At 55.7% G+C, this 23330-nt stretch carries 20 protein-coding genes; 6 read left to right on the forward strand and 14 right to left on the reverse strand.

Annotation, left to right across the window (positions count from 1 at the left end; translation table 11 throughout):
- Positions 1–190: 190 nt before the first annotated feature.
- Positions 191–946 (reverse strand): PilZ domain-containing protein, encoded by a 756-nt coding sequence (locus MWR57_RS03050; protein WP_423123315.1) that lies wholly within the window; start codon positions 944–946, stop codon positions 191–193.
- 244 nt (positions 947–1190) lie between these two features.
- Here MWR57_RS03050 and MWR57_RS03055 point away from each other — a divergent pair, with 244 nt between their 5' ends.
- Complete coding sequence (locus MWR57_RS03055; RefSeq protein ID WP_423123316.1) at positions 1191–2711, forward strand: MFS transporter; 1521 nt, start codon at positions 1191–1193, stop codon at positions 2709–2711.
- Between the two features lie 42 nt (positions 2712–2753).
- On the opposite strand, the gene MWR57_RS03060 is transcribed toward MWR57_RS03055, so the two are convergent.
- Together MWR57_RS03060 and pal are read right to left on the reverse strand one after the other, a co-directional pair.
- Positions 2754–3308 carry an OmpH/Skp family outer membrane protein gene (locus tag MWR57_RS03060; RefSeq protein WP_423123317.1) on the reverse strand — a complete coding sequence of 185 codons (555 nt, stop codon included), beginning with the start codon at positions 3306–3308 and terminating at the stop codon, positions 2754–2756.
- A 136-nt stretch (positions 3309–3444) separates the two neighbouring features.
- Positions 3445–3993: a peptidoglycan-associated lipoprotein Pal gene (gene pal / locus MWR57_RS03065; protein WP_423123318.1), complete on the reverse strand. Its 549-nt coding sequence runs from the start codon at positions 3991–3993 to the stop codon at positions 3445–3447.
- 354 nt (positions 3994–4347) lie between these two features.
- Here pal and glgP point away from each other — a divergent pair, with 354 nt between their 5' ends.
- The gene (glgP, locus tag MWR57_RS03070) at positions 4348–6609 is read left to right on the forward strand and encodes an alpha-glucan family phosphorylase (protein WP_423123319.1); all 2262 of its coding nucleotides are present in this window, start codon (positions 4348–4350) and stop codon (positions 6607–6609) included.
- 132 nt (positions 6610–6741) lie between these two features.
- On the opposite strand, the gene MWR57_RS03075 is transcribed toward glgP, so the two are convergent.
- From MWR57_RS03075 to MWR57_RS03125, 11 genes are all read right to left on the reverse strand, one after another.
- Positions 6742–7743 carry a peptidylprolyl isomerase gene (locus tag MWR57_RS03075; RefSeq protein ID WP_423123320.1) on the reverse strand — a complete coding sequence of 334 codons (1002 nt, stop codon included), beginning with the start codon at positions 7741–7743 and terminating at the stop codon, positions 6742–6744.
- 123 nt (positions 7744–7866) lie between these two features.
- On the reverse strand, positions 7867–8733 hold the full coding sequence (locus MWR57_RS03080; RefSeq protein WP_423123321.1) for a UbiA-like polyprenyltransferase: 867 nt from the start codon (positions 8731–8733) through the stop codon (positions 7867–7869).
- Between the two features lie 34 nt (positions 8734–8767).
- On the reverse strand, positions 8768–9346 hold the full coding sequence (locus MWR57_RS03085) for a UbiX family flavin prenyltransferase (protein ID WP_423123322.1): 579 nt from the start codon (positions 9344–9346) through the stop codon (positions 8768–8770).
- A 103-nt stretch (positions 9347–9449) separates the two neighbouring features.
- On the reverse strand, positions 9450–10157 hold the full coding sequence (gene ubiE, locus MWR57_RS03090) for a bifunctional demethylmenaquinone methyltransferase/2-methoxy-6-polyprenyl-1,4-benzoquinol methylase UbiE (protein ID WP_423123323.1): 708 nt from the start codon (positions 10155–10157) through the stop codon (positions 9450–9452).
- 4 nt (positions 10158–10161) lie between these two features.
- Positions 10162–11022: a menaquinone biosynthetic enzyme MqnA/MqnD family protein gene (locus tag MWR57_RS03095; protein WP_423123324.1), complete on the reverse strand. Its 861-nt coding sequence runs from the start codon at positions 11020–11022 to the stop codon at positions 10162–10164.
- Positions 11006–12208, reverse strand: a complete 1203-nt coding sequence (locus tag MWR57_RS03100; protein ID WP_423123325.1) for an amidohydrolase family protein — start codon at positions 12206–12208, stop codon at positions 11006–11008. The genes MWR57_RS03095 and MWR57_RS03100 overlap by 17 nt, the downstream gene beginning before the upstream one ends.
- Position 12209: 1 nt before the next feature.
- Positions 12210–13265: a cyclic dehypoxanthinyl futalosine synthase gene (gene mqnC, locus MWR57_RS03105; protein WP_423123326.1), complete on the reverse strand. Its 1056-nt coding sequence runs from the start codon at positions 13263–13265 to the stop codon at positions 12210–12212.
- A gap of 5 nt (positions 13266–13270) precedes the next feature.
- A complete protein-coding gene (gene mqnE / locus MWR57_RS03110) occupies positions 13271–14365 on the reverse strand; it encodes an aminofutalosine synthase MqnE (RefSeq protein WP_423123327.1) in 1095 nt (364 codons plus the stop codon).
- Positions 14366–14368: 3 nt separating this feature from the next.
- On the reverse strand, positions 14369–15040 hold the full coding sequence (locus MWR57_RS03115; RefSeq protein WP_423123328.1) for a TetR/AcrR family transcriptional regulator: 672 nt from the start codon (positions 15038–15040) through the stop codon (positions 14369–14371).
- A gap of 210 nt (positions 15041–15250) precedes the next feature.
- Positions 15251–16249 carry an NAD-dependent epimerase/dehydratase family protein gene (locus tag MWR57_RS03120; protein WP_423123329.1) on the reverse strand — a complete coding sequence of 333 codons (999 nt, stop codon included), beginning with the start codon at positions 16247–16249 and terminating at the stop codon, positions 15251–15253.
- 187 nt (positions 16250–16436) lie between these two features.
- Positions 16437–17864, reverse strand: coding sequence for a mannose-1-phosphate guanylyltransferase/mannose-6-phosphate isomerase (locus tag MWR57_RS03125; protein WP_423123330.1), 1428 nt, complete (start codon positions 17862–17864; stop codon positions 16437–16439).
- A 345-nt stretch (positions 17865–18209) separates the two neighbouring features.
- Here MWR57_RS03125 and MWR57_RS03130 point away from each other — a divergent pair, with 345 nt between their 5' ends.
- The 4 genes from MWR57_RS03130 to MWR57_RS03145 all read left to right on the forward strand — a co-directional run bounded on the left by MWR57_RS03130 (position 18210) and on the right by MWR57_RS03145 (position 23218).
- The gene (locus tag MWR57_RS03130) at positions 18210–20144 is read left to right on the forward strand and encodes a DUF294 nucleotidyltransferase-like domain-containing protein (RefSeq protein ID WP_423123331.1); all 1935 of its coding nucleotides are present in this window, start codon (positions 18210–18212) and stop codon (positions 20142–20144) included.
- Positions 20141–20857 carry a 3'-5' exonuclease gene (locus MWR57_RS03135; protein WP_423123332.1) on the forward strand — a complete coding sequence of 239 codons (717 nt, stop codon included), beginning with the start codon at positions 20141–20143 and terminating at the stop codon, positions 20855–20857. Before MWR57_RS03130 ends, MWR57_RS03135 begins: the two co-directional genes overlap by 4 nt.
- 222 nt (positions 20858–21079) lie before the next feature.
- Positions 21080–21331, forward strand: coding sequence for a DUF4212 domain-containing protein (locus MWR57_RS03140; protein ID WP_423123333.1), 252 nt, complete (start codon positions 21080–21082; stop codon positions 21329–21331).
- Between the two features lie 12 nt (positions 21332–21343).
- Positions 21344–23218, forward strand: coding sequence for a sodium:solute symporter family protein (locus MWR57_RS03145; RefSeq protein WP_423123334.1), 1875 nt, complete (start codon positions 21344–21346; stop codon positions 23216–23218).
- Positions 23219–23330 lie beyond the last annotated feature (112 nt).

Below are 23330 nucleotides of genomic sequence, written 5' to 3' on the forward strand. Positions count from 1 at the left end.
GATCAGGTCTTCCGGCTTTTTGTAATCGGCAATCAGTTGGTCAAGCACTTCTTTGGAAATGGCCATATCTCTCTCCTTGGTTGGGGGCGAACTTTTCTACCCCCGGAATGGCCATTTACACAATCCTTTTTACACCCTCGATAAAGCCACAAAACGCAGTCGCTCGAGCGCGCAGGAGTTTTAACAACTCCTAATCTTCGTGCCCGAGCAGCCCTTCCTGTTTCTCGATCACCGAGAAAACCTGAAGCAATTGTTTTTTGCTTTCCTCCGGGACACTGATAAACCTGCAGGCCAGACGGATACGCCTTGGCGAGTAATCAGAATTTGCCTCAACCACCATAAGACGCCTGGCTACGGAATACAGCCCCGCAACTTTCAGCGTTGCGCCTTCGAGGAGAATCTCCAGATTGATCATTGCAGGGAAAAACCAGTTGAACCGCGCCTGGGCTTCGAGTTCGCACAGGAGCCCACCCTCGCTGAAGTTGATAATTTCGGCCTGGTATGTGTCGTTTCCCTGCTCCAAGCTGGCAGCGGCGCCTGGAACGCTGTACCGCCTTGCTTTCCGCAAGGAAAAAGGCGTGCAGAGCCTGGTGATGAGTTCGCCAGGAACGTTGGGCGCGCAGGGGATTGTAAAATATTCCTCTATGCCGTAGCGTTTGATCTCTTCGATATAATCCCGTTTTTTAGTGGAAGTAAAAAGAACAAATTTTGTTCGTTGCGGTTCAGGAAGAGCAAGTTTTTTCTGGGCGAATTCAAGCCATTTTTTACCGGATGACTCCCTTGAAAAAATCACCAGATGATAGTGGGCATCTTCGATAAGCCCCCTTGCTTCTTCGGCATCCTGGGCCTCGGCAACAACCGCATCGTTTACCGTGGCTTGAATCATGGTCCTGATTATGCGCCGCATGCTGGCCGAGCTGTCCATTATAATGATATTTCGCGCCATGACTCACTCCTTGGAAAACTTGGTGTCCACATGAAAAACGATGCAATCGGTCAACGTACCCCTCATCCCTTTTCAGCGTTGCCGACAATCCGGCACGGTTTCGATCTGGTTGCGCATTCGGCTCTGTTTCCTCATGCATCTTCATACAAAAGCCTTGTATGTATGGCGCATTGCCATATAAAAAACTATATACTGAAATCAATCCGCATAACAGAAAATATTTCCACCCCGCATATCGATTTCCATGACAACAACTGAAAAAAAAAATTCCGGCCCCAAACCAGCCGGCGCAGCGATCTGGGCCTTTACCACGTATTTCTGCGAAGGCTTGCCCTATTCGATCATCCGCACCGTTTCCACCGTATTCTTCCGAGATAACGGCGTTAGCCTTGAAGGAATAGGGCTCACCTCCCTTTTCGGTTTACCCTGGACCTTGAAATTTTTTTGGGCGCCGCAGATTGACCGGTATGGCAGCAAACGCCAGTGGCTCCTCATCATGCAGGCTTTACTGGCAGGACTTTTGCTGATTGCCGCAGCCCTTGCCCCCCTGCCCCAGGCCCCCGTCCTTATCGGCATGCTTTTCCTGGCGGGGAGTTTCCTGGCCGCCACCCACGACATCGCCATTGACGGCTACTACCTCGAAACCCTGGACTCTCGCGAACAGGCCCGTTTCATCGGCTATCGGGTCATGGCTTACCGTATTGCCATGATGGCCGGCGCCGGGGTTATCGCAACCATCGGTACAACCAAGGGATGGCCCATGGCTTTTGGCGGATCGGCACTCATTCTGGCACTTTTTTCCACCTACCACCTGCGCTATCTCCCCCAAGGGGAAACAGCCCGCCTCCCGCTGACCTTACTGCTGCCGAAACCCACAACCGGCCGACTGCTCAGACTTGCCTGCGCCGCAGCCCTTGCCGTGATCGCCGTGCGCCTTTACGATCAGACAATTCTCGCGCAGGGCCTTGTGCTGCTCCCGGGATTTTTGCACAAGATCAACCTGGCCGGGCTGATCGGTCTGCTTCTGGTCAGCGGACTCATCATTATAGGCGCCCAGAGAAAAAAAATTGAACAATGGCTGCACAGCAAGGGCAACCCATTTTTCAGCGAAGCGTTCTTTTCCTTTATGGATCGAGATAAAATCGCTCCCATCCTGGCCTTTATCGTCCTGATTAGAACCGGAGAATACATGCTTTCCAGCATGGTTGCGCCGTTCATGGTCGATCTCGGCATAAAAAAACATTACGGCTGGATCTCGGGCGGGATTGGCCTGCCGTTCTCCATAATCGGCGCAATGCTCGGCGGATGGCTCATCTCGAAATATTCACTCCGAAGAATGATCTGGCCCCTGTTGCTTGCCCAGAATTTCACCAATCTGACCTATATGTTTCTGGCTCTTAAGCTCGAGGCCTTCATCCTGCTCAACACCGGGAATCCCGATCCCGCGGTGATAGGCCCAGCAAATCTTCTCATGGTTGCCTGCATCCACGCCTTTGACCAACTCGCCGGAGGCCTCGGCACAGCCGTGCTCATGATTTTTCTCATGCGCTTATGCCAGCCGCGCTTCAAAGCAGCGCACTACGCCATCGGCACCGGACTCATGAGTTTCAGCGGTCTGTATGCCGGGGTATTGAGCGGCTTTCTCGCCGCCTGGGCCGGGTATGGTTATTTTTTCGGGATCAGTTTCCTTCTCTCCCTACCGGCCATGGGATTGATTCTTTTCATTCCCCTTGCAGAGCCCCAACACAAAGAGGCGTTGCGGTAATTCCGCAACGCCTCTTTGTGACAACAGATTTTAACTGTGAAACTATTTCTTCAGACGGCTGTCAAGCTCCTTCTGGACCTGATCGCTGATATCAAGGGTATCATCGGCATAGAGCAAGCCCGTTCTATTCCGTAGCCCTTTCATGGTATTCTCAAGAATCAGGGAATAGCCATTTTTCTTGCCTATTTCAGCAATAACCTCATGCAACTGTTTCAAGATAGGCTCCATATGCCTTTTCTCAAGCTGTTGCATCTCTTGCTTTGCATCTTCGGTTTTCATGCCATAGTCGCGAAGTCTCTTCTGGTACTCACGCTCTTTCTCGGCACGGATCTCATCGCTCCAGGCAGACCCTTTCTTCTCAATCTCGTTTTTCATGGCGGTCAAGGCATCTTCATCCGCCTTGAACTTTGCTTGAAACTTGTCAACTTCCGCCTGAAGAATTTTTTGAGCATCCAGGGCCGCTTTGGATTTGCCAAGAATTTGCTGAATACTGATGGTGGCGATTTTTCCACGTTCCGGAGCCGCAAAGGCAAGCACCGAAGAGACGCTCAACGCCACACACACACACAACACCCCTCCAAGGAATTTCATCTTCATACATATCTCCGGTTTGTTATCGGCAGAAAATTTTCAAGTATCCCATTATACCCTCGCGGGACTAAAAAACAAAAAAAAGATGGGAACATAAACATGCTCCCATCTCAGATTACAACAATCTTCTTAGAAAAGAAGCTTACTTGACGATAACAAAGTCATCACGACGATTCTGCGACCAAGCCATTTCATCATGACCGAGGTTGAGGGGCTTCTCCTCGCCAAAGCTGAGGGTGTCAATCCGGCCTTCCGCAACGCCCATGTTCACCAGATACTTCACAGCGGTCACGGCGCGTCTCTCGCCGAGGGCCATATTGTACTCGTTGGTGCCGCGCTCGTCGGTGTTGCCCTCAACCCGAACACGAACCTGGGGAGAACCGATCAACAGCTCGCCATTTTTCTTGATACGGTCCTTCTGGTCTGCCCGGATATCGGATTTGTCATAGTCAAAATAGATGGGCAGCATCGGAGCGGTGGTCCGGCCTTCCAGAACAGCGCCACTGTCGCCACCAACCCATTTTGAAGCAAGAGACTCTTCCTGACCGACAGCGGGGCTAGCACCAGCACCAGTGCCAGCGGCCATGTCCTTATCGCTCTGCACTTTCTTCTTGGCGCACCCGCCAGACAAAAGGGAAAGGGAGACAACAACACACGCCATTGCCAAATACTGCAGAATTCCTCTTTTCATTTTTCTCCTTCCTCCAAATACATCTTGTGACAGATTTTTATATGAAAACAACTCCTTATCAAGGCCTATATAATTCAATAAACTGAAAAATCATACTGAATTCTTTATTAATTTTCAATGTGTTTTTTTATTCAGGGCCTTACATCGCCCAAAAGGGTACAATAGCCTAACTCTGCCCTTTGTGAGCCGCCAATTACGCCCCTGCCTGCCCGCACAATTCACTTGCATGGCCCAGAGAACACATGATAATTAACAGGATGACTGAACCCTGCGGAAAGTTTTTTTGACTTTCCGTTCTCTTGATCGTCCCAAACAAAAATCCGAGCTATGTATTTCGGCGAGCCGTGTTAACCAATGAAATCCTCCCTCCCACCCCACAGCAAAACAAGCCCCACAAAAGCAGCGGCGCCCAAGGTCCATTTTTCCTCGGAGGGCAAACACCTTCTCCGGGACATGATCGCCACGAACAAATTCGGCACTTTTTTCGGTATTTCCCAAAAGGTTCTTGACTCGGTTTGGCAGGCCCTCACTTCACCGGCCGGCGAATCCGTCACCTACATCTCCATGGAAATAGGGGCTGATCTCGATGTTTTCCACCCGGTGCGCAACAAACTCAATCGACTTGAAATAACGGAACATCCGGATGAAGCCATCAATCGTTTCGTGCAGCTTTTTTTGCAAGGCCCCGTCAAGATCCCCAACTACAGCGGCGGTCTCGGCATTCTTGCGGGAGACACCCTGAAAAGCTTCGCGGACTGCAAAATTCCAGTGGCCGGAGTTTCCCTGCTCTACCGGAAGGGATATTTCTCCCAGATGGTCGATTCAAAAATCGGACAGGTGGCCTGGGCCTCCCAATGGGAACCGAAAAACACCCCGGGGCTGTATCTGCTGCACGCCCCGGAAAACCCCGCCCAACCTCTGACCATCGAGGTTCCTTTTTATGATCAGGCAGGAAAGCAATCCGTTGCCTGCGCTCAAATCTGGCTCAAGATGGAACTGAACGAAACCCTCGATTTTTTCGTGCCGGAAATCCTGCTTGATTTCCAGACCCCGCAATCCCCTTCCTGGATCCAAGACGCAGCCCAACATCTGTACGACAGCAGTTCGGAAAAGGTGAAGGCAACCCAGCGCAGGTTGCTGGGTCTGGGGGTTATCCCTGCCATGGAGGCCTTGGGTATCACCTCCCGCACCATTCACTTAAACGAACAGCACGGGGTGGGCGTGGTACTCTCCCTGGTCGCCAAACTTCTGGAAAAGAAATATGGCCCCCAGTATGAAAAAAAGGCAACGGATCAGAGTATCCTCGCGGCCGCGACGGAAGTTGCCAAGCGGATTGTCTTTACCATCCATACCCCGGTTATTGCAGGGCATGACCGGTTCAATGTTTCCGTGTACGAGGATTTAATCAGCCCATTCTGCAAGCGCGTGCTGAATCTTCTGGCCCTGGAAGAGCACAACCATTCCGTCTACAATTTCACCGCCATGGCCATGAAACTCAACCGGGCCACCAACAGCGTCAGCCGTCTCCATAAAGAGGTAACCCAGAAGCAGTTCCCGCAATATGCGGACAAGATCACGGCAATTACCAACGGGGTGCATCATCTCACCTGGACCAGCGATGCCAAGGCGGAACTGTACGACACCTTTCCCGAGCTGCGCAATTGGCGGAAAGACCCCAGTGTTTTTACCAAGGCGGCTCCCCTGCACCGAAACAAAAAATTCCGCACCTATTTTGAGCAGGCGTGGCGCACGGATACAAAAATCCTGGCTGAGTATGTCACCCGGATGCTCATCACCCATCGCAATCAGCGCCTGGCGACGTGGATTGATCCGCCCAATTACCTTTCCTATCGCAGCGAAAAAGAAGCAACCCTTGAGCACACGACCTTCACCCTGGGTTTTGCCCGCCGATTTTCCACCTACAAACGGGCAGATCTGATCTTTGAAGACATCGACCGGTTGGCGGCAATGATTACCGAAAACAACTGGCCGGTTCATTTTCTTTATGCGGGCAAGGCCCACCCTTCGGACGAGCCGGGCAAGGATCTGATCAAAAACGTTCTGGCCGTCCAAGAAGAGCTGTACCTAAAAAGTAATGGGTTGGCCAAACTGATCTTCATTCCGGGATATGACATGCATCTGGCCAAAATGATGGTTGCCGGTTGCCACGCCTGGCTGAACAGCCCCAAGCGCCCCTTGGAGGCCAGCGGCACCAGCGGAATGAAGGCTGCCATGAACGGCGTGCCCAACGTGAGCATTATGGATGGCTGGTGGGTTGAGGGGTATCACGACGGACGGACCGGCTGGAAATTCGGCTATGAAGAGTCGGTCTCTCCCGAGCATTTCAGCGAACACCCCTCATCCCTGCTCTACAACGAAGACTCCGCTTCATTCTATACCGTTTTCCCGGAAATGCTGCGGCTGTTTTATGATCCAGCCCTGCATGACCAGTATATCGACAAATGCATCGCCAATCTCACGCTCAACTGCCCAATCTTCAATACCCACCGCATGGCGGCTGAATATGTTGCCCGCTACGACCTTGAGCTCGCTCCGGAGACCCAACAGGAAATGGAAAAATTCCGCAAACTCTACTGCAGCGAGCCATCCTTTTAGACGATTACTCCAACAGAACTGAGGCGGACAGCCCGCACCGCGCCTTCCCCATTCTTTGTAAAGCGCAAACAAAAAGGGCCATGGCTTGCAGCAAACCATGGCCCTTTCCCCACTCTGAATTGTTAACGACGGTTATTTTTTTGCCTTGGGGGCAACCATCTTGATGGTTGCCTTGCTTTTGGCCGCCGTTAAAAAGGCCTCGATATTGGCTGTAACCTTTTCCTGGGTGAGATAGGCGATAATCTTTGCCTTTGCTTCATCAAAGCTCACAGTCTTGGCGGGCTTTTTTTCTTCAAGCTTGATCAGGTGATAGCCGAACTCGGTTTCCACGATGTCACTGACATCACCGGGCATCATTTTAAAAACTGCCTGGTCAAAGGGCTTCACCATCTGACCTCTTGGAAAAAAGCCCAGATCCCCGCCCCGCTCCTTGCTCGGACAATCTGAAAACTGCTTGGCAAGATCGGCGAAATTGGCGCCGCTCTTCAGTTGCTTTTGTATCTGAACTAGTTTTGCGCGCTTGCGATCCTTGTCCGCCTTGGCCTCTGTTTCCTTTGCGTTTATCAGGATATGACGGGCATGTACCATTTCCGGTTGGGCGAATTTGTCCTGATTGCTGTTATAGAAATCCTTGGCCTCCTGCTCGGTTATCTGGACCTTGCCCTTGAACTTGGTATCGATGAATTTCTGGATGGCGATATTCTTGCCGATCTGCTTGCGCAGCTCCGTCTCGGTGATGCCTGCTTCGCCGAGGGCCTTGGCAAAGGCCTTGTCGTCGGCAAAGCCCTTCTTGTATCCCTTCAATTCATTCTCAATATCGGCGGCGCTCACTGCTATCCCGGCTTTTTTGCTCTCCTGCCCCAGCAGTTCGAGCTTGATCATCTTATCAAGAACGGATTCCCGGAGCGAAGCCATCTCGGTCTCGTTGGGCTTGCTGCCCTGTGCCTGAAAGCGGCCCAGGATACCATTTATCTCACCCTGCACCGCTGTGGCAGCAATGGGTTCGCCATTGACAAAGGCCGCAACCTCCTCTGCCTTCTTTTCCGGCTTGGACCAGACACTGGTTGCAAAAACAACAGTGGCCCCCAGGGCGACCAAAACGAGAACGGCTTTATGAAATTTTCCAAATTGCATGACAGTTCCTTTTATTATGAGATTTTCCTGATTAAACGACAGAGGAGCCGTTGGAATGATCTTGTTTCTTGATGTATTCCATGACGGCTCCGGATGCCGCTCTCGCCATACACCATGGCATGATTATTTTGTTGTAGCGGCCAATGAAAGCCAGGTTGCCACAAACAAGGTAAGGCTGATCAATCCGTTCATGGTGAAAAATGAAAGCTGAATCCGGGACAAATCCTTGGGATTAACGACAATATGCTGGTAAAAAAGGGCTCCTGCCGTAAGGGCAATTCCAAGATAATAATAATAATTCAGCCCGGACAGTATACCTGTGAGAATAAACAAAAGAAAGGCCAGCCCATGAAAAAAAACCGCGAGCCTGAATGCTTTTTCCCGGCCAAATCGTGACGGCAGGGAATAGAGCCCTGCTTGCCTGTCAAAATCGGCATCGAGACAGGCATACACCGTATCAAACCCCGCCACCCAGAAAAGCACCCCCAATGAAAGAACCATGGGAAAATCCAATACGGTTCCCTTGACCGCGACCCAACCGCCCAGCGGCGAAAAAGCCAGGGCAACACCGAGGACCACATGGCAGAGCCAGGTGAAACGCTTGGTCAGGGAATAGAGAAAGGTAAGCGCCAGCGCAAATGGAGAAAGCTTCAGGGTAAGGGGATTGAGCTGATAGCAGGCGACAAAATAGAGCAAGGTAAAGAGAAAAACCATGCCCCAGGCTTCCGCCAGCCCCACCGCGCCGCTCGGGATAGCCCGATCCGCGGTGCGGGGGTTGGCCGCGTCAAACTTCCGGTCAACGATCCGATTGAAGCCCATGGCCGCGGTGCGGGCGCCAACCATGGCCAGGATGATCCAACCGAAGGTTACAGCCTCGGGAACCCCGCGTTTCGCCAGAAATGCCCCGATCAGGGCAAAGGGCAGGGCAAAAATGGTATGCCCGAACTTGATCATCTCAAGCAGGGTTCTCACCTTGTGCAGCATCGCCATCCCTCTCCGGCCGCACGCCGGTCATGCTCCGTTATCATGCCTCATCTTCCGGAGGAAGCCCTTGCCATCTGGCAAGACCCTCAACCGTGACGCCGAGCAGTCCCGCCACCCGCCCCGCATACTGACGGGCCATTTCTTCGATGCTCCGGGGCCGGTGATACAAGGCGGGCATGGGCGGACAAATGATGGCCCCGGCCTCGTGCGCCTTCAACATATTGGTGAGGTGGGTCTTATTCAAGGGCGTTTCCCGAACCGCCAGCACCAGGGGACGCCGCTCCTTGAGCATGACATCCGCGGCCCGGTGGATCAGGTTGCCGCAGACGCCGTTGGCTATGGCGGCAAGACTTCCCATGGTGCAGGGCAGGACGGCCATGCCGGAAAAATCGCTGGAGCCGCTGGACATGGGCGCGGCAAAATCATGCACATCATGCCACTTGGCCACATAGGGGTCAAGGTCCGTCCGAGACATCCCAAGCTCCAACCCCAGCACCTGCGCGCCCGCTTCGGACAAAAGCCCATGCACCTCAAGCTCAAGAGACTGGCAGATCTTGAGGAACTCCAGGGCATAGACCGCTCCGGTGGCGCCGGTTATGGCCAGGACGACCTTCTTCATTTGATGGCCCCGCAAAAAGACGCGCCACCATCGGTTTTCACGGCATAATTCGTTAAGGTTGAGTGCGGACCTGTTACTTTCTTCTTTTTTGGCAAGTCCATCTTCATTTCACCCCCACATAGACTGTCACCACCCCGAAGGTCAGCGGCCGATGGTAGGTGGTGGCAAACCCGGCCTGTTGCATCATGGACAGCAGTTCTTCAGGGGCATAGAATTCGGCGATGGAGCTGGCCAGATACTCATAGGCCTCGGTATCGCCGGAAACAAGCCCGGCAATCTTCGGCAATACCCGGTTGAGATAAAAATTATACAGAGGCTTGATCACCGGATTTTGCGGCCTGGAAAACTCGAGGATCAGCAGCTTGCCGCCGGGCTTGAGCACCCGGTGCATCTCATTGAGTCCCTGCTGGGTTCGCGCCAGGTTCCTGACTCCGAAGGCCACGGTGACACCCCAGACCGTGGAGGTTTTCACGGGGATCTGCTCCCCGTCCCCGCACACCGGCCCGATCCGATCTTTCCGGTCGTCGGCGGGAAGATGGAGCATTCCGGCCCGCAGCATATCCTCGCAAAAATCCACGGCCAGCACCCGGCGCTGCTTGGCCTGCCGGGTCAGCTCCAGGGAAAGGGGCAGGGTTCCGGCGCAAAGGTCGAGCACCACGCCCTTGGGGAACTCCTTCAGTTCCCGGGTGGTGACCCAGCGCCAATAGCGGTCGATCTGGAAGCTCAGCACCGAATTGAGAAAGTCGTATTTCCCGCTGATTGCGGAAAACTTTTTCTGAACAAATTTTTTCTTTTCGTCTGGATTCTTCATATGCCTACTGTTTTCCGCAAACCTTGAGGGGAAGCGCCGACGCAGGGACCTCCCCGCGCTTGATAAGATACTCGAAAAATCGCCTCAGCGCCTCCTGCTTTTCATTGCCCAGATCATACTCAATCCTTTGGAGATACCGGTAACATGCCGCCTCGTCCATGGGAACCCGCTTGGCCACAATGGCGCTGATCTCAGGCAGCCGCGCCTTTCCTTCACGCAGGCAACGGTGCAGCTCCTGATAAATGGCAAAGACGGTGTCCGGTTCCTCGCGGCAAAAATTCTCCCGCACAGCCCAGACCGCAAAGACAAACGGCAGGCCGGTACGCTCCTGCCAGGCCTCGCCAAGGTCCAGTCGGTGGGGATACCGCGCTTCCACTGCCAGCCGCAACGCTTCATCGCCAATGGCCAGCACCGCGGCGGGCCTTTCCGCGTCCTGACCCAACTCGCTGGCCAAGCCGCTGCGATAGCGGGGATGAACCTGGTGGAACTCCTCCAGAATGATCTTCACCAGACTCACCGAGGTCTGGGACTGGGGGCTGAGCAGAACCAATTGCTCATCCAGACCGGCAATGGGCAATTCCGAAAAGAGAAAAACGCTGCCCACCGGTCCGGTGGACGAGATGGACAGATCGCTCATTATCCGGTACTCCCCGGGATGCAGGGCATATTCCTGGGAAGAAACAAAGCCGAGATCAAGCTCGTTTTCGTGCAGCATGCGGTTGAGCACCGAGGGCGGCGCCTCGGTAATCCGCCAGTCCGCTCGCCGCACACTCTGGCGCCACACCTCATACAGGGGCGCGGTGTTGATGTAATTCACCATCCCGATTCTGGCCGTGATCTTCATCCCGTTACTCAAGCCATTCAAGACGAATCTCCGTGCCGGCCAAGGTGAGATACTCAAGGACTTCAGCCTCTGTTTTCGCCGGGCACCGCACCGCCAGCAGCGAGGAGGAGACCCCTGGAGCGATACGGCCGAGTCTGTTCTCCAAGCCGAGAAGACGCGCGCCATTTATTGAAGCCATGGCAAAGACCGCCTCGGGCGGAAGATCCGGATGCTCTTCCCGCAACACCTGCATTTCCCGCCAGAGGTTGAGCTGTGGATTGCTGGCCAGACTGTCCGTGCCCAGCACCAGTGGGACGCCCTGGGCACGCATTTTATGCACCGGCGCACGCCCCACCCCCATGAACCGGTTGCTGCCGGGACATAAGCATACTGCAGCCCCATGGAGGGCCAGGAGGGCGATCTCTTCATCCTCAACATGAACACCATGGACGCACAGGGTCTGCTTGTCCAACACCCCAAGGGACTCCAGATAACGGACCGCGCCCATGCCGGGCGGGGCAAAGGAGGCAACCTCCACCCCCCGCTCGGCAAGGAAATCAGCAAACGGTCCGCGGCCGGTGCGCAAGAATTCGATTTCCTGGGCAGACTCGGCCACGTGCATGGGAAACAGGTTGTTCCCCGCCCGTTTTTTCAAGGCCCGAATCAATGCCGGGCCTGCCGAATACGGGGCATGGGGTGTACAACACACCTCGCTGCCGATTCCGGCCAAGGTTGCCAGGGCCGCTTCCTCGGAGGGGCCGCACAGTCCGAGCAGCTCAAGGAAAAAAAGCACCTCGGTCTTGAAGCCTTCCCCCAGCAGACTGCTTTCCTGCAGGTTCCCAATATCAACCACGGCCCGGCATCCCCCGGCATACAGACGGGCCAGCCCCATGCGCGCGGCATCATGCACTATTTCCGGCTCGGGACTTTCCGCCCGGGCGGCAAGCAGCCCCCTGATCCAGCCGGTCATGTCGCCGGGCTTCGGGGAATCCCCGGTCAGCCCGGCCAGATACGAGAGTTCGAGATGGGCGTGGCAGTTGACCAAGGGAGAGGTGATGACGTGGCCGTCATACTCTTCCAACTGGGCGTCGACATCTTTCAGCTCAGCATAGGAGCCCACCGCCGCGACCAGCCCGTTTTCGGTGAGCACCGCGCCGTCGGCGATGACCGGGCCATTGCCCGTGACGACAAAGGGCGCCCGGTAGAGATAGCGAGGGTATTCCTGCATGTTACACCAAAGTGTAGTCCATTCTGCGCTGCCTGGGCACACAACCGGCGCCTTCCACCAAGGTGCGAATCTCCTGCTCGGAGAGGCGGAACCCCACCCCGGCCGCAGCCACCACGTTCTCCTCGATCATGGTGCTGCCGAAATCATTGGCCCCAAAGAAGAGGGAGAGCTGGGCGATCTTGGGTCCCTGGGTCACCCAGGAGGCCTGGATATTGTCGATGTTGTCCAAAAAGATCCGCGACAACGCCAGCATTCTCAAATACTGAAAGGCTGTAGTCTTGGGCAGATGGGCCAACGCCGTATTGTCCGGCTGGAAGGGCCAGGGGATAAAAGCGGTGAAGCCGCCGGTTTTGTCCTGCAGCTCCCGCACCCGCGAGAGATGCTCGACCCGCTCGGCCAGGGTTTCCAGATGCCCGAACATCATGGTCGCGGTGGTGCGCATCCCCAAGTGGTGCGCCTCTTCCATCACCCCGAGCCAGGCGTCGGTTAAGCATTTGCGCGGCGCGGTTTCCTGCCGCACCCGGTCGCAGAGGATCTCCGCCCCGCCGCCGGGAATGGAATCGAGCCCGGCCTGCTGCAAACGGATCAGAACCTCCCGCACCGGCAGGGAGGACAGGGTGGCGAAATGGCAGACCTCAGGCGGGGAAAACCCGTGGATATGGATCCCGTGCCCCTTGATGAAACGGAGCATTTCTTCATAGAACTCCAGGGGCTTGTCCGGGTGGAGCCCCCCCTGGAGCAAAATCTGGGTACCGCCCAGCGCCTTGGTTTCCTCGATCTTCGCGCCAAGCTCACCAAAGGAGAGCACCGATCCGGCCGGGTCTTCCGGGGCTTTGAAAAACGCGCAGAATTTGCAGGCGGAGATGCAGATGTCGGTGTAGTTGATGTTGCGGTCAACCACATAGGTGACCATGGGCTCCGGGTGCTTTCGCCTGCGGATGGCGTTGGCCAGAAAGCCCAGTTGGTAGAGATCGCCGTGTTCCAAAAGGGCCAACCCCTCTTCCGCCGTAATCCGCTCGCCCGCCAGGGACTTTTCCGTAATCCGTTTGAGGTCCATGGCTGTTAATACTCTTTGATCACGTTGTACAAGGTGTCCCGCTCCACCGGTTTCCGTCCGGCATCCCGGATCAGCCGGATCAACTCGGTGTCGGCCATGGTCCCGCCCGCCTCGCCGCCGGCCATATGGGTGATCAGCTCCTCCTTGACCGTGCCGTCCACATCGTCGGCGCCAAAGGAGAGGGCGATCTGGGCCAGCTTGGGCCCGATCATCACCCAGTATGCCTTGATATGCGGAAAATTGTCGAGAAAGCAGCGGGCCACCGCGATGTTCTTGAGATCGTCGATCCCACTGGTCTTGGCCAGCTCGTGCAGCTCGGTGTTCTTCGGGTGGAAGGCCAGGGGAATAAAGGTGAGGAACCCGCCGGTTTCATCCTGGGCCGTGCGGAGGGCGGCAAGATGCTCGACCCGTTCCTCCATGGTCTCGATATGGCCGTAAAGCATGGTGGCGTTGCTTTTGAGCCCGATCCGGTGCGCCGACTTGGCAACCTCGAGCCACCCCTCGCCGGAAAGCTTCTTCTCGCAGGTGCGCTGCCTGATCCTGGGGCTGAACACCTCGGCCCCGCCGCCCGGGATCGAGCCAAGCCCGGCAGCGACCAGTTCCTTGAGGGTTTCGGTTACCGACTTTCCGGCCAGGGTAGCCAGGTGGGCGATCTCCACGCAGGTGAAGGCCTGGATGTGGATCTCGGGCCGCACCTCCTTGATGCCGCGCAGCATGTCCAGATAATACTGGTACGGCAGATCCGGATGAATGCCGCCCACCACATGCACCTCGGTGATGGGCTCGGCCAGCCGCTCCCGCACCTTGGCCTTGACCTGATCCACGGTCATCTCGTAGGCCTGGGGCGATTCCTTGTCCTTGCCAAAAGCGCAGAACTTGCAAAGATTGGTGCAGATGTTCGAGTAATTGACGTGCTGGTTGTAGATGAAATAGGCGCGATCGCCGTTGAGCCGCTCCCGCACCAGGTTGGCCAGATAGCCCACCGCCAGGATATCGTTGGTTTTGTACAACCGGACCCCGTCCGCTACGCTGAGCCGTTCCCCTGCCTTGACCTTCTCCAGGACATCGCCAAGCCCTGCCGCAACCACCATCTGTTCCATTGCCTACTCTCCCATATCTGACGGTTGCAACCCGGTGCGCAGCACCGCAACCATACTGTCGATCTCATCATGGAGCCGGTCGGCGGACATCCCGGCCAGCGCCAGCCCCCCGTCGAGATGCGGCTGGGCATATCCTTGCAGAAAGCGATCCAGCATCGCATCCAAAATAAAAACCACCTTTTGCGAAGGGATATCGCTGCGCAACACCCCCTGCTCCCTGGCCCGGTCCGCCAGCGGTCCGAAATATTCCAGGGAAAAAAGGCGCACCCTGGAGACCAATTCCTCCCGGCGCGGCACATCCCGCTCGAACAGCACCTTGAGATACACCTGAAAATATTCCGGGTGGCTATCGATGAAGGCTATGCCGGCCAGCAATACCTGACGGGCCACATCAAAAAAATCCTCCCGGCCGTTGCCCGTAGCCGAAGCCTTGACATACTGTTTCACCTGCAGGGTAAAATGATCAAATACATGCAGGAACAGGGCTTCCTTGTTGTCAAAATACTGGTAGAGCGAGCCCTTGGATATCCCCAACTGCTTGACGATATTATTGAGGCTTGCCCGCTGGTACCCCTGTGCGGCAAACTCGGCGGCCGCCGCACGCACGATGCTCTCGCGCTTTTCCGGCGCCAGATTCATAAAGGTTTGCTTGGGCTGCACAAGTTGGGTATCCATAATATGACCAGGCGGTCACATTATGAAAAATAGATATTCTCTGCAAGATATTTTTAGGAGCCGTTGAAAAATAAGCGACACAACCATGGAAGTTCCCGCATGGCAACGTTCCGCCGCTCCGATCAGGCGAAACAGCCACATGGTTTTTCAACAGCGGCGTGACAATCGTAGTAAAAAATTCGCAGAGGGAAGGGGGGGAAAAGAGAAAAATCACAGTTCGTTCTTGTTGACCCATTGCAGGATGGTGTTGATTCCTTCCGCCGTCGAAACCCGGGGGAAATACCCGAGGTCGCGATTGGCGTTTTCAATGGAAAACCAATGGGATTTTGCCAGTTGCACGGCGAGAAAACGGGTTATGCAGGGCTCCCGCTTGATCCGGGCGAAGGAAAAAGTCTTTTCCATGAGCATTCCCATCAAGTACGCCTTTTGGAAAGGGATGCTTTCCTCGACAATGGGAATATCAAGCCGCCGAAAAAATTTATTGAGCCAATTCCAGAGATTGACCGGTTCACCCTGGGAGATAAAATACGGCTTGCCTGCCCCGGTGGCCGAGCCATGCAGATTTTTTGCCGCCAGGACAAAGGCATCCACGGCATTATCGATGAAGGTGACATCCACAAGATTATGGCCGTCCCCGACCCGCTTCAACTGCCGGCATCTGGCTTGACCGAGAAGACGGGGGATAAGGTTGAAGTCTCCCGGCCCCCAGATCAGGTGAGGACGCAGGGCTATGGTTTTCAAACCTTCGGAGTTGGCCGCCAGAACCATTTGCTCGGCAAGGGCTTTGGTCCGGACATAGTCACAAAGAAAATTCCGGGCATAGGGCGTGCGTTCGTTCACCCCGCACAGGTCATCTTTCTGGTAAACAACCCCTGGCGTGCTGGCGTAGACAAGGGCCGCGACGTTATTTGCCCGGCAGGCGTCCAAAACATTCTGGGTGCCAACGACATTGGTTGCGTAATACTCGTTTTTATCCCCCCAAATGCCGGACTTGGAGGCAAGATGGATTACGGTGTCATATCCGGCCAGGGAATTTTTCAGGAAATCCGCGTCGCCGATATCGCCGGAAAGAAACCGGACGCCCGAGGGTTCTGCTTCGGAAAATCCGCTCCGCGCAACCACGGCTGTCTCAATACCATCACCCACAAGGCGTTGGACCAGCGCCCTGCCGACAAAGCCACTCCCCCCGAGCACCACAACACGCTGCATCCCCTCACCTTTCCGCAGAGATGAACACTTCCGCTACACGGCTCCCCCAATGTCCCTCATGCAACTCCTACGTTGATATACCCATTATCTGTAAAGTGCAAATAAAAAAAAGTAGGCAACTTGCTGTTTTTTAAATTCTTTTCCCGAAGGAGAGCGTCGTGTTTCCTGTCAGGGAAAACACCGCGCTTCATCTCCCGTACAGATCCTCGAATCGTTCGATGTCGTCCTCGCCCAGATAGCTGCCGGTCTGGATTTCAATGATCTCAAGGGGGATGGTGCCCGGATTTTCCAACCGGTGTTTTGCCCCAAGCGGGATATAGGTGGACTGATTTTCCGTCAGGATGATGGACTGATCGCCATTGGTGATATGGGCGGTGCCTTTTACCACCACCCAGTGCTCGGCCCGATGAAAATGCCGTTGCAGCGACAGGGTGGCGCCGGGGTTCACCATGATCCGCTTCACCTGAAAACGTTCCCCGCTATCCACGCGTTCATACGATCCCCAGGGACGAAAGACCTTTTTGTGCAGCCGCACCTCCTCCCGCTTCTCCATGGTCAACCGCTTGACAATGGTCTTCACCTCCTGGGTCCGGTCCTTGGCGGCGACGAGCAGCGCATCCTTGGTCTCGACGATGACGTAATCGCTCAGCCCGATTGCCGCGACAAGCTTGTCTCCGGCATGGATATAGGAACCAGTCACATCCTCGGCCAAGACGCTGCCGATGAAAACATTGCCGTTCTCGTCCTGCTTGCCGATCTCCCAGAGCGCTTCCCAGGAGCCCACATCGCTCCAGGCGCAATCCAGGGGCACGACCACCGTATCCCGAACCCGCTCCATCACCGCGTAGTCCACGGAATTGGCGGGGCTTGCGGAAAAAGCCACGGAATCAAGCCGGGTAAAATCCAAGTCATGGGTGCGGGCAGCATAGGCCCGAGCCACGCAATCGGCCATGCCCGGCTCAAACTCCTTGAGGGTTGCCAGGAATCCGGCGGCCTGGAAGAGAAACATCCCGCTGTTCCACAGATAGCCTTCGTCCAGATATTGCCGGGCTTTTTCCAGGCAGGGTTTTTCCACAAAGCAATCCACCGTGAAAACAGGCGGTTTCTCCCCGTCCGCCTCCGCCCCCTTCTTGATGTAGCCATAGCCGGTATGGGGACTCTGCGGGACAATGCCGAAGGTGACCGGGCGCCCCTGCCCTGCGCGTGAAGCCCCCCTGGCCACGGCCTCGGCAAAACCCGCCTCGTTGCCGATGACATGGTCCGCGGGCAGGACAAGAATAACCGCGTCTTCATCCTGCCGGACAGCCTCCAGTGCGGCGACGGCAACAGCCGGAGCGGTATCCCGCCCCACGGGCTCAATGATGATGGTCGCTACGATGCCCATGGCGCGGACCTGCTCGGCCACCAAAAAGCGGTGCTCTTCGGTGCAGACGATGATGGGCGCACCAACCCCCTGCAACCCCTGGACCCGCAGTAAGGTGTTCTGGAGCATGGTCTTGTCGTTGACCAGGGCAAGGAGCTGCTTGGGATGGCATTCCCTGGACAAAGGCCACAAACGGGTGCCGGATCCGCCGGCCAGGATAACCGGGATGATAACCGCGTGCTCTTTCTTCATGAAATTGTTTTCCCCTTCACGGCCTGAGTGTTTGCACAAGGATTTTCCGTAGAGTTTTTACTCTGTTACACGACCCGATGTCAAGAACACCATACCACAAGCAGTTCTTCTCCTCCATTAACCAAAGAGGGAGCACAAGGATCTTTTCAATGACGGAATTTTGGGATACGCTATGCATGTCCTGAAACCGGAAAAACAATGGGCATCCTTTCCCTTCCGGCCAAACGGGCAATACAGCATAAATAACTGGCGGCACAAACATTTCGGCCTCAATTTTCCCGGCCGGATCCATGCGCTCCGCTCTTCGGGGCTTGCCCTGCAACTCCGCGACAAAAGAACTGAAAAATGACAGCCTTCATAGAAAATGATGTCCATGCGGTCGCCCCTGAAGTGGCAATCTCTTTTTTCAAGGGGATCATGCCCTTTGACACCCTGGACGAAGAAACCCTGCGCTCCCTTGCCCGGCATTGCCGCATTGATTTCTTTCCCAAGGGGACCAGACTCCTTACCGCGGATGTCACCGAACTGACCCATCTCTATTTTATCCAACGCGGTGGGGTCAAGGCCTTTCTGGAAGACGAAAACGGCGAAGTAACCCTCAAGGACTTTCGCGGCGAAGGCGCCTATATCGGCGCCCTTGCCATCATCCGAGGCACCCCGGCCAATCTCAATATCGAAACCGTGGAGGACACCTTCTGCTTTCTCCTGCCCCGGGATATCTTTCTTGGGCTCATTGAAAAACAGGCGTCCTTTGCCCATTTTTACCTGAAAAGCTTTTCCGAAAAAATCGTCACCACCGCCTATAACGAACTGCGCCATCACAAGGTGACTCGCCGGAGCAACGAGGATCTGTACCTTTTCTCCATCAGGGTTGGCGACCTGGTGAAGACCCTGCGCAAGGTGGCGGCCAGCGCCACCATTCAGGAAGCCGCCGCCCTTATGTCCGAGCATCGGGTGGGCTGCCTGTTGATCCATGATGCCGTTGATGCGGAAAAGATTGTCGGCATCATCACCGACCGCGATCTCCGCGGCAAGGTGGTGGCGGCCGGGCTGGATTTTCAGCAACCGGTGCAAACCATCATGAGCACCCCGGTGCAGACCGTGCTCTCCCAGTCCCTCTGTTTCGACGTGCTCCTCAAGATGATGGATACCGGAATCCATCACCTCGCCGTGGAGCGGGCAGGAAAGATCATCGGGGTGATCACCTCCCATGACATCATGCTCCTCCAGGGCCACTCCCCCTATTATCTGTTCAAGGAAATCCGGGGCCAGCAACAGATCTCCGGCCTGTATCCCCTGGCGAACAAGATCCCGGATGTAATCCGGGGGCTGATCGGAGAAGGGGCCAAGGCCGGGAATATCACCCAGATGATCGCCATCCTCAACGATCATATCCTGGAGCGAATGCTGACCCTGCTGGAACAAGAGCTGGGAGCGCCGCCAGTCCCCTACTGCTGGCTGCTCCTGGGCAGCGAAGGACGCAGGGAGCAGACCTTCAAGACCGATCAGGACAATGCCATCATCTATTCCGACCCGGAAGATGAGACCCAGGCGCAAGCAGCAGCCGCTTATTTCAAGGCGTTTGCCGCCAAGGCCATTGACCACCTGGTCAACTGCGGCTACCCGCTTTGCCCAGGCGAGGTCATGGCGGTCAACCCGCTCTGGTGCCAACCGCTTTCCTCCTGGAAACGGTATTTTGAGCGCTGGGTTTCCGAGCCGGACCCGCAGGAACTGCGCTATGCCACTATTTTTTTTGATTTTCGCGCCGGTTTCGGCGAGGCCGCCTTGGCCGAGAGCCTGCGAACGCACTTAAACCAGCACATAAAGGGCCGTGACCTCTTTTTGTTCCACCTGGCCCGCCAGTCCATGGAAACCCGCGCCCCCCTCTCGTTTTTCAAGAATTTCATCGTGGAAAGAGATGGTGAGCACAAAAACCGGCTGGACATTAAAAAGCAGGGGCTGACCCCTTTTGTAAATTTTGCCCGGGTGCTGGCCCTGAAATTCGGCGTGAATGAGACCAATACCCTGGCCCGCCTGAAAGCCCTGCGGGACGGCGACTGGATTCAGGCAGAGCTCTGGTCCTCGGCCAGCGAGGCCTATGAACTGCAGATGCAGCAACGCCTGGTGCATCAACTCCGGCAGATTGAGGCCGAGACCATTCCCGACAACTATATCGATCCGGCCGACCTCTCCGACCTTGAACGCAGGATGCTCAAGGATGCCTTCACGGTCATTGAACGGCTGTACGGCGTGCTGGATCAGATGTATCCGGTGACATGATGCTTGATCTCTTGAAGCCACGCTCCTGGTTTGCCCCTCCGCATCCGCTCATTACAAAAAACAGGGAAATCTTTGCCCACTTTGACCAATCCCGCCCCCTGACCGATTACACCTTTGTGGTGTGCGACACCGAGCTGACCGGTTTTGACCTGAAGCGCGATGAAATCATCTCCATCGGCGCGATAGTGATCCGTGACCTGCAAATCGATCTGGGCGCCACCTTCCACCAATATATACGACCAAAAAATACCACACACACCCAAGCCACCCTGATCCACCGCATTACCCCGCAGCAGTTGGCTGAGGCCCCCCCTCTGGAAGAAGTGTTGCCGGCCTTTGTCGAATTTGCAGGAAACAGCCTCATGGTGGGCCATTGCGTTGCCCTTGACATGGGTTTTCTGAACAAGGCCGCCCGCAAGATTCTGGGCGGAACCCTTTCCAATCCCGGGATTGACACCATCCGCATGGCCCGGGGGTATCGTCGCGCATTGTCCGGGCATTTTCACGGCGAAGAAGATTGGTCGCACAACTACTCCCTGGGGGCATTGAGCAAAGAATATAATCTCCCCGCATTCAAGCCCCATGACGCCCTTGAGGATGCGATGCAAACAGCCTATCTTTTTCTCTTTCTGCTCAAAAAATTCAGGAAAGGCGGGCTGCTGACCCTGAAAGACATCTATCAGGCCGGAAGGGTGGGAAGTTTATGGTCGTAACGAACCATCCCCGCCAAAAGCTGCATGGAATAAACAGGCAATCCCTTACAGCGCACGGCAAGCCGCCATCCAAACCTTCACCCTGCGAAGCACCTGTTTGTTATAAAAAAAACCCGTTGACACCATCAACCCCACCGGTATATATACCCAGTCATTTGTATTCATCAGTACAATCAATCGGTTGACTAAAACAAGAATACTACAAACGGAGAGGAGAGAGGCATGAACAATGCGCAGAAGTACTGGCAGGCTAATATCCGGCTCGTGATCGGGTGCCTGCTTGTCTGGTTTTTTGTTTCGTTCGGGTGCGGTATTTTATTTGTCAATCAGTTGAACGCTTTCCGTCTTGGCGGCTATCAACTCGGGTTCTGGTTTGCCCAGCAAGGATCAATCTATATCTTTGTGGCGCTGATCTTTTTCTACGCCTGGCGTATGAATCAGCTTGATAAAAAATTCAACGTCGAAGAAGCGTAAGGAGAACCGAACATGTCGAATTTAATGATCACCACCTACCTCGTGGTCGGCGCGACCTTCGCCCTCTACCTCTATATCGCCCTGAAGTCCCGGGCCAAAAACACCGGCGAGTTCTACGTGGCCGGCAAAGGCATCCATCCGGTTCTTAACGGCATGGCCACCGGCGCCGACTGGATGTCCGCGGCTTCCTTCATTTCCATGGCCGGAATGCTCGCCATGGGCGGCTATGACGCCTCCGCCTACCTGATGGGCTGGACCGGCGGCTACTGCCTGCTGGCCATGCTGCTTGCCCCGTATCTCCGTAAGTACGGGAAATTCACCGTGCCTGAATTCATCGGCGACCGCTTCTATTCCCAGACGGCCCGTCTGGTCGCCATCATCTGCCTGATCGTCGCCTCGCTGACCTATGTTATCGGCCAGATGAAGGGTATCGGCGTGGCCTTCTCCCGGTTCTTGGAGCTGCCCTTTGAGGTCGGCCTGGTGGTCGGCATGGCCATCGTTTTTGTCTATGCCGTTCTCGGCGGCATGAAGGGCGTCACCTACACCCAGATCGCCCAGTATGTGGTTCTGATCTTTGCCTACACCGTCCCCGCCATCTTCATTTCCATCCAGCTCACCGGACATCCGATTCCTCAGATAGGTCTGGGTTCGACTCTCAGCGGCACGGAAGGGATGTATCTTCTCGACAAACTGGACAAGGTGGTGGTTGATCTCGGCTTCACCGCCTATACCTCACAAAAAGGAAGCACGCTGGATATCTTCCTGCTGACCATGTCGCTCATGATCGGCACCGCGGGCCTGCCCCATGTCATCACCCGCTTCTTCACCGTGCCCAAGGTGAAAGACGCCCGTTCTTCCGCTGGTTGGGCCCTGGTTTTCATCGCCATCCTCTACACCACCGCCCCGGCGGTTGGGGCCATGGCCCGCCTCAACCTGATGAACACGGTGCAGACCGGCGAGATTGGCGCCCCGGAAGGGAACCTGGCCATGGATGCCCGGCCGCAATGGATGCACAACTGGGAAAAAACCGGCCTGCTTGGCTTTGAAGACAAAAACGGCGACGGCAAGATCCAGTACTACAGCGACAACGGCCTGAGTGCAGCGGAAGCCGGCCTGGCCAAAGCTCTGAAAGAAGGCGGCGACGTGACCGCCGCCCAAACCAAGGTTGATGAAGCTGCCGCCAAGCACGCCGAAAGCAAATTCGCCGGTTTTGGCTGGAAGGGCAACGAGATGACCAAGGTTGACAACGACATCATGGTGCTCGCCAACCCCGAGATCGCCAGGCTGCCCAACTGGGTCATCGCCCTGGTGGCGGCCGGCGGCATCGCCGCGGCCCTTTCCACCGCCGCGGGCCTGCTGCTGGCCATCTCTTCCTCCATCTCCCATGACCTGCTGAAAAGCATGCTGGCCAAGAACATCGACGACAAGACCGAGCTGCTCTACGGCCGCATCGCCATGGGCGGCGCCATCCTCCTGGCCGGCTACCTCGGTCTCAATCCTCCGGGCTTTGCCGCCCAGGTTGTGGCCCTGGCCTTTGGGCTTGCCGCCTCGTCAATTTTCCCCGCCATCATGATGGGGATCTTTGTCAAGCGGATGAACAGTGCCGGCGCCATCTGCGGCATGCTTGCCGGTCTTGGCTCCACCCTGCTCTACATCTTTTGGTTCAAAGGGTTCATGTTTATCGCTTCAACCGCCATGGCCCCGGACAATGCGGCGAACTGGCTGTTCGGCATCTCCCCCGGCTCTTTTGGCGCGGTGGGCGCGCTGATCAACTTTGCCGTCGCCTTCGCTGTTTCAAGCGTCACCAAGGCACCGCCCGAGCACATTCAGCATCTGGTCGAAGACATTCGGGTTCCGATGGGTGCGGGCGCTGCCCAGGATCACTGATCCCTGCGCTCGCTAGTTCCTGCCACAGGCAGTGAAAGGCATCCGTACTTCGGTACGGATGCCTTTTTTTTGTGCTCCCAAGTTTGTTATTCCAGGGTCGGGATTTTCTGTT

Source organism: Hydrosulfovibrio ferrireducens, assembly GCF_046883345.1.
Lineage (GTDB): Bacteria > Desulfobacterota > Desulfobulbia > Desulfobulbales > Desulfurivibrionaceae > Thiovibrio > Thiovibrio ferrireducens.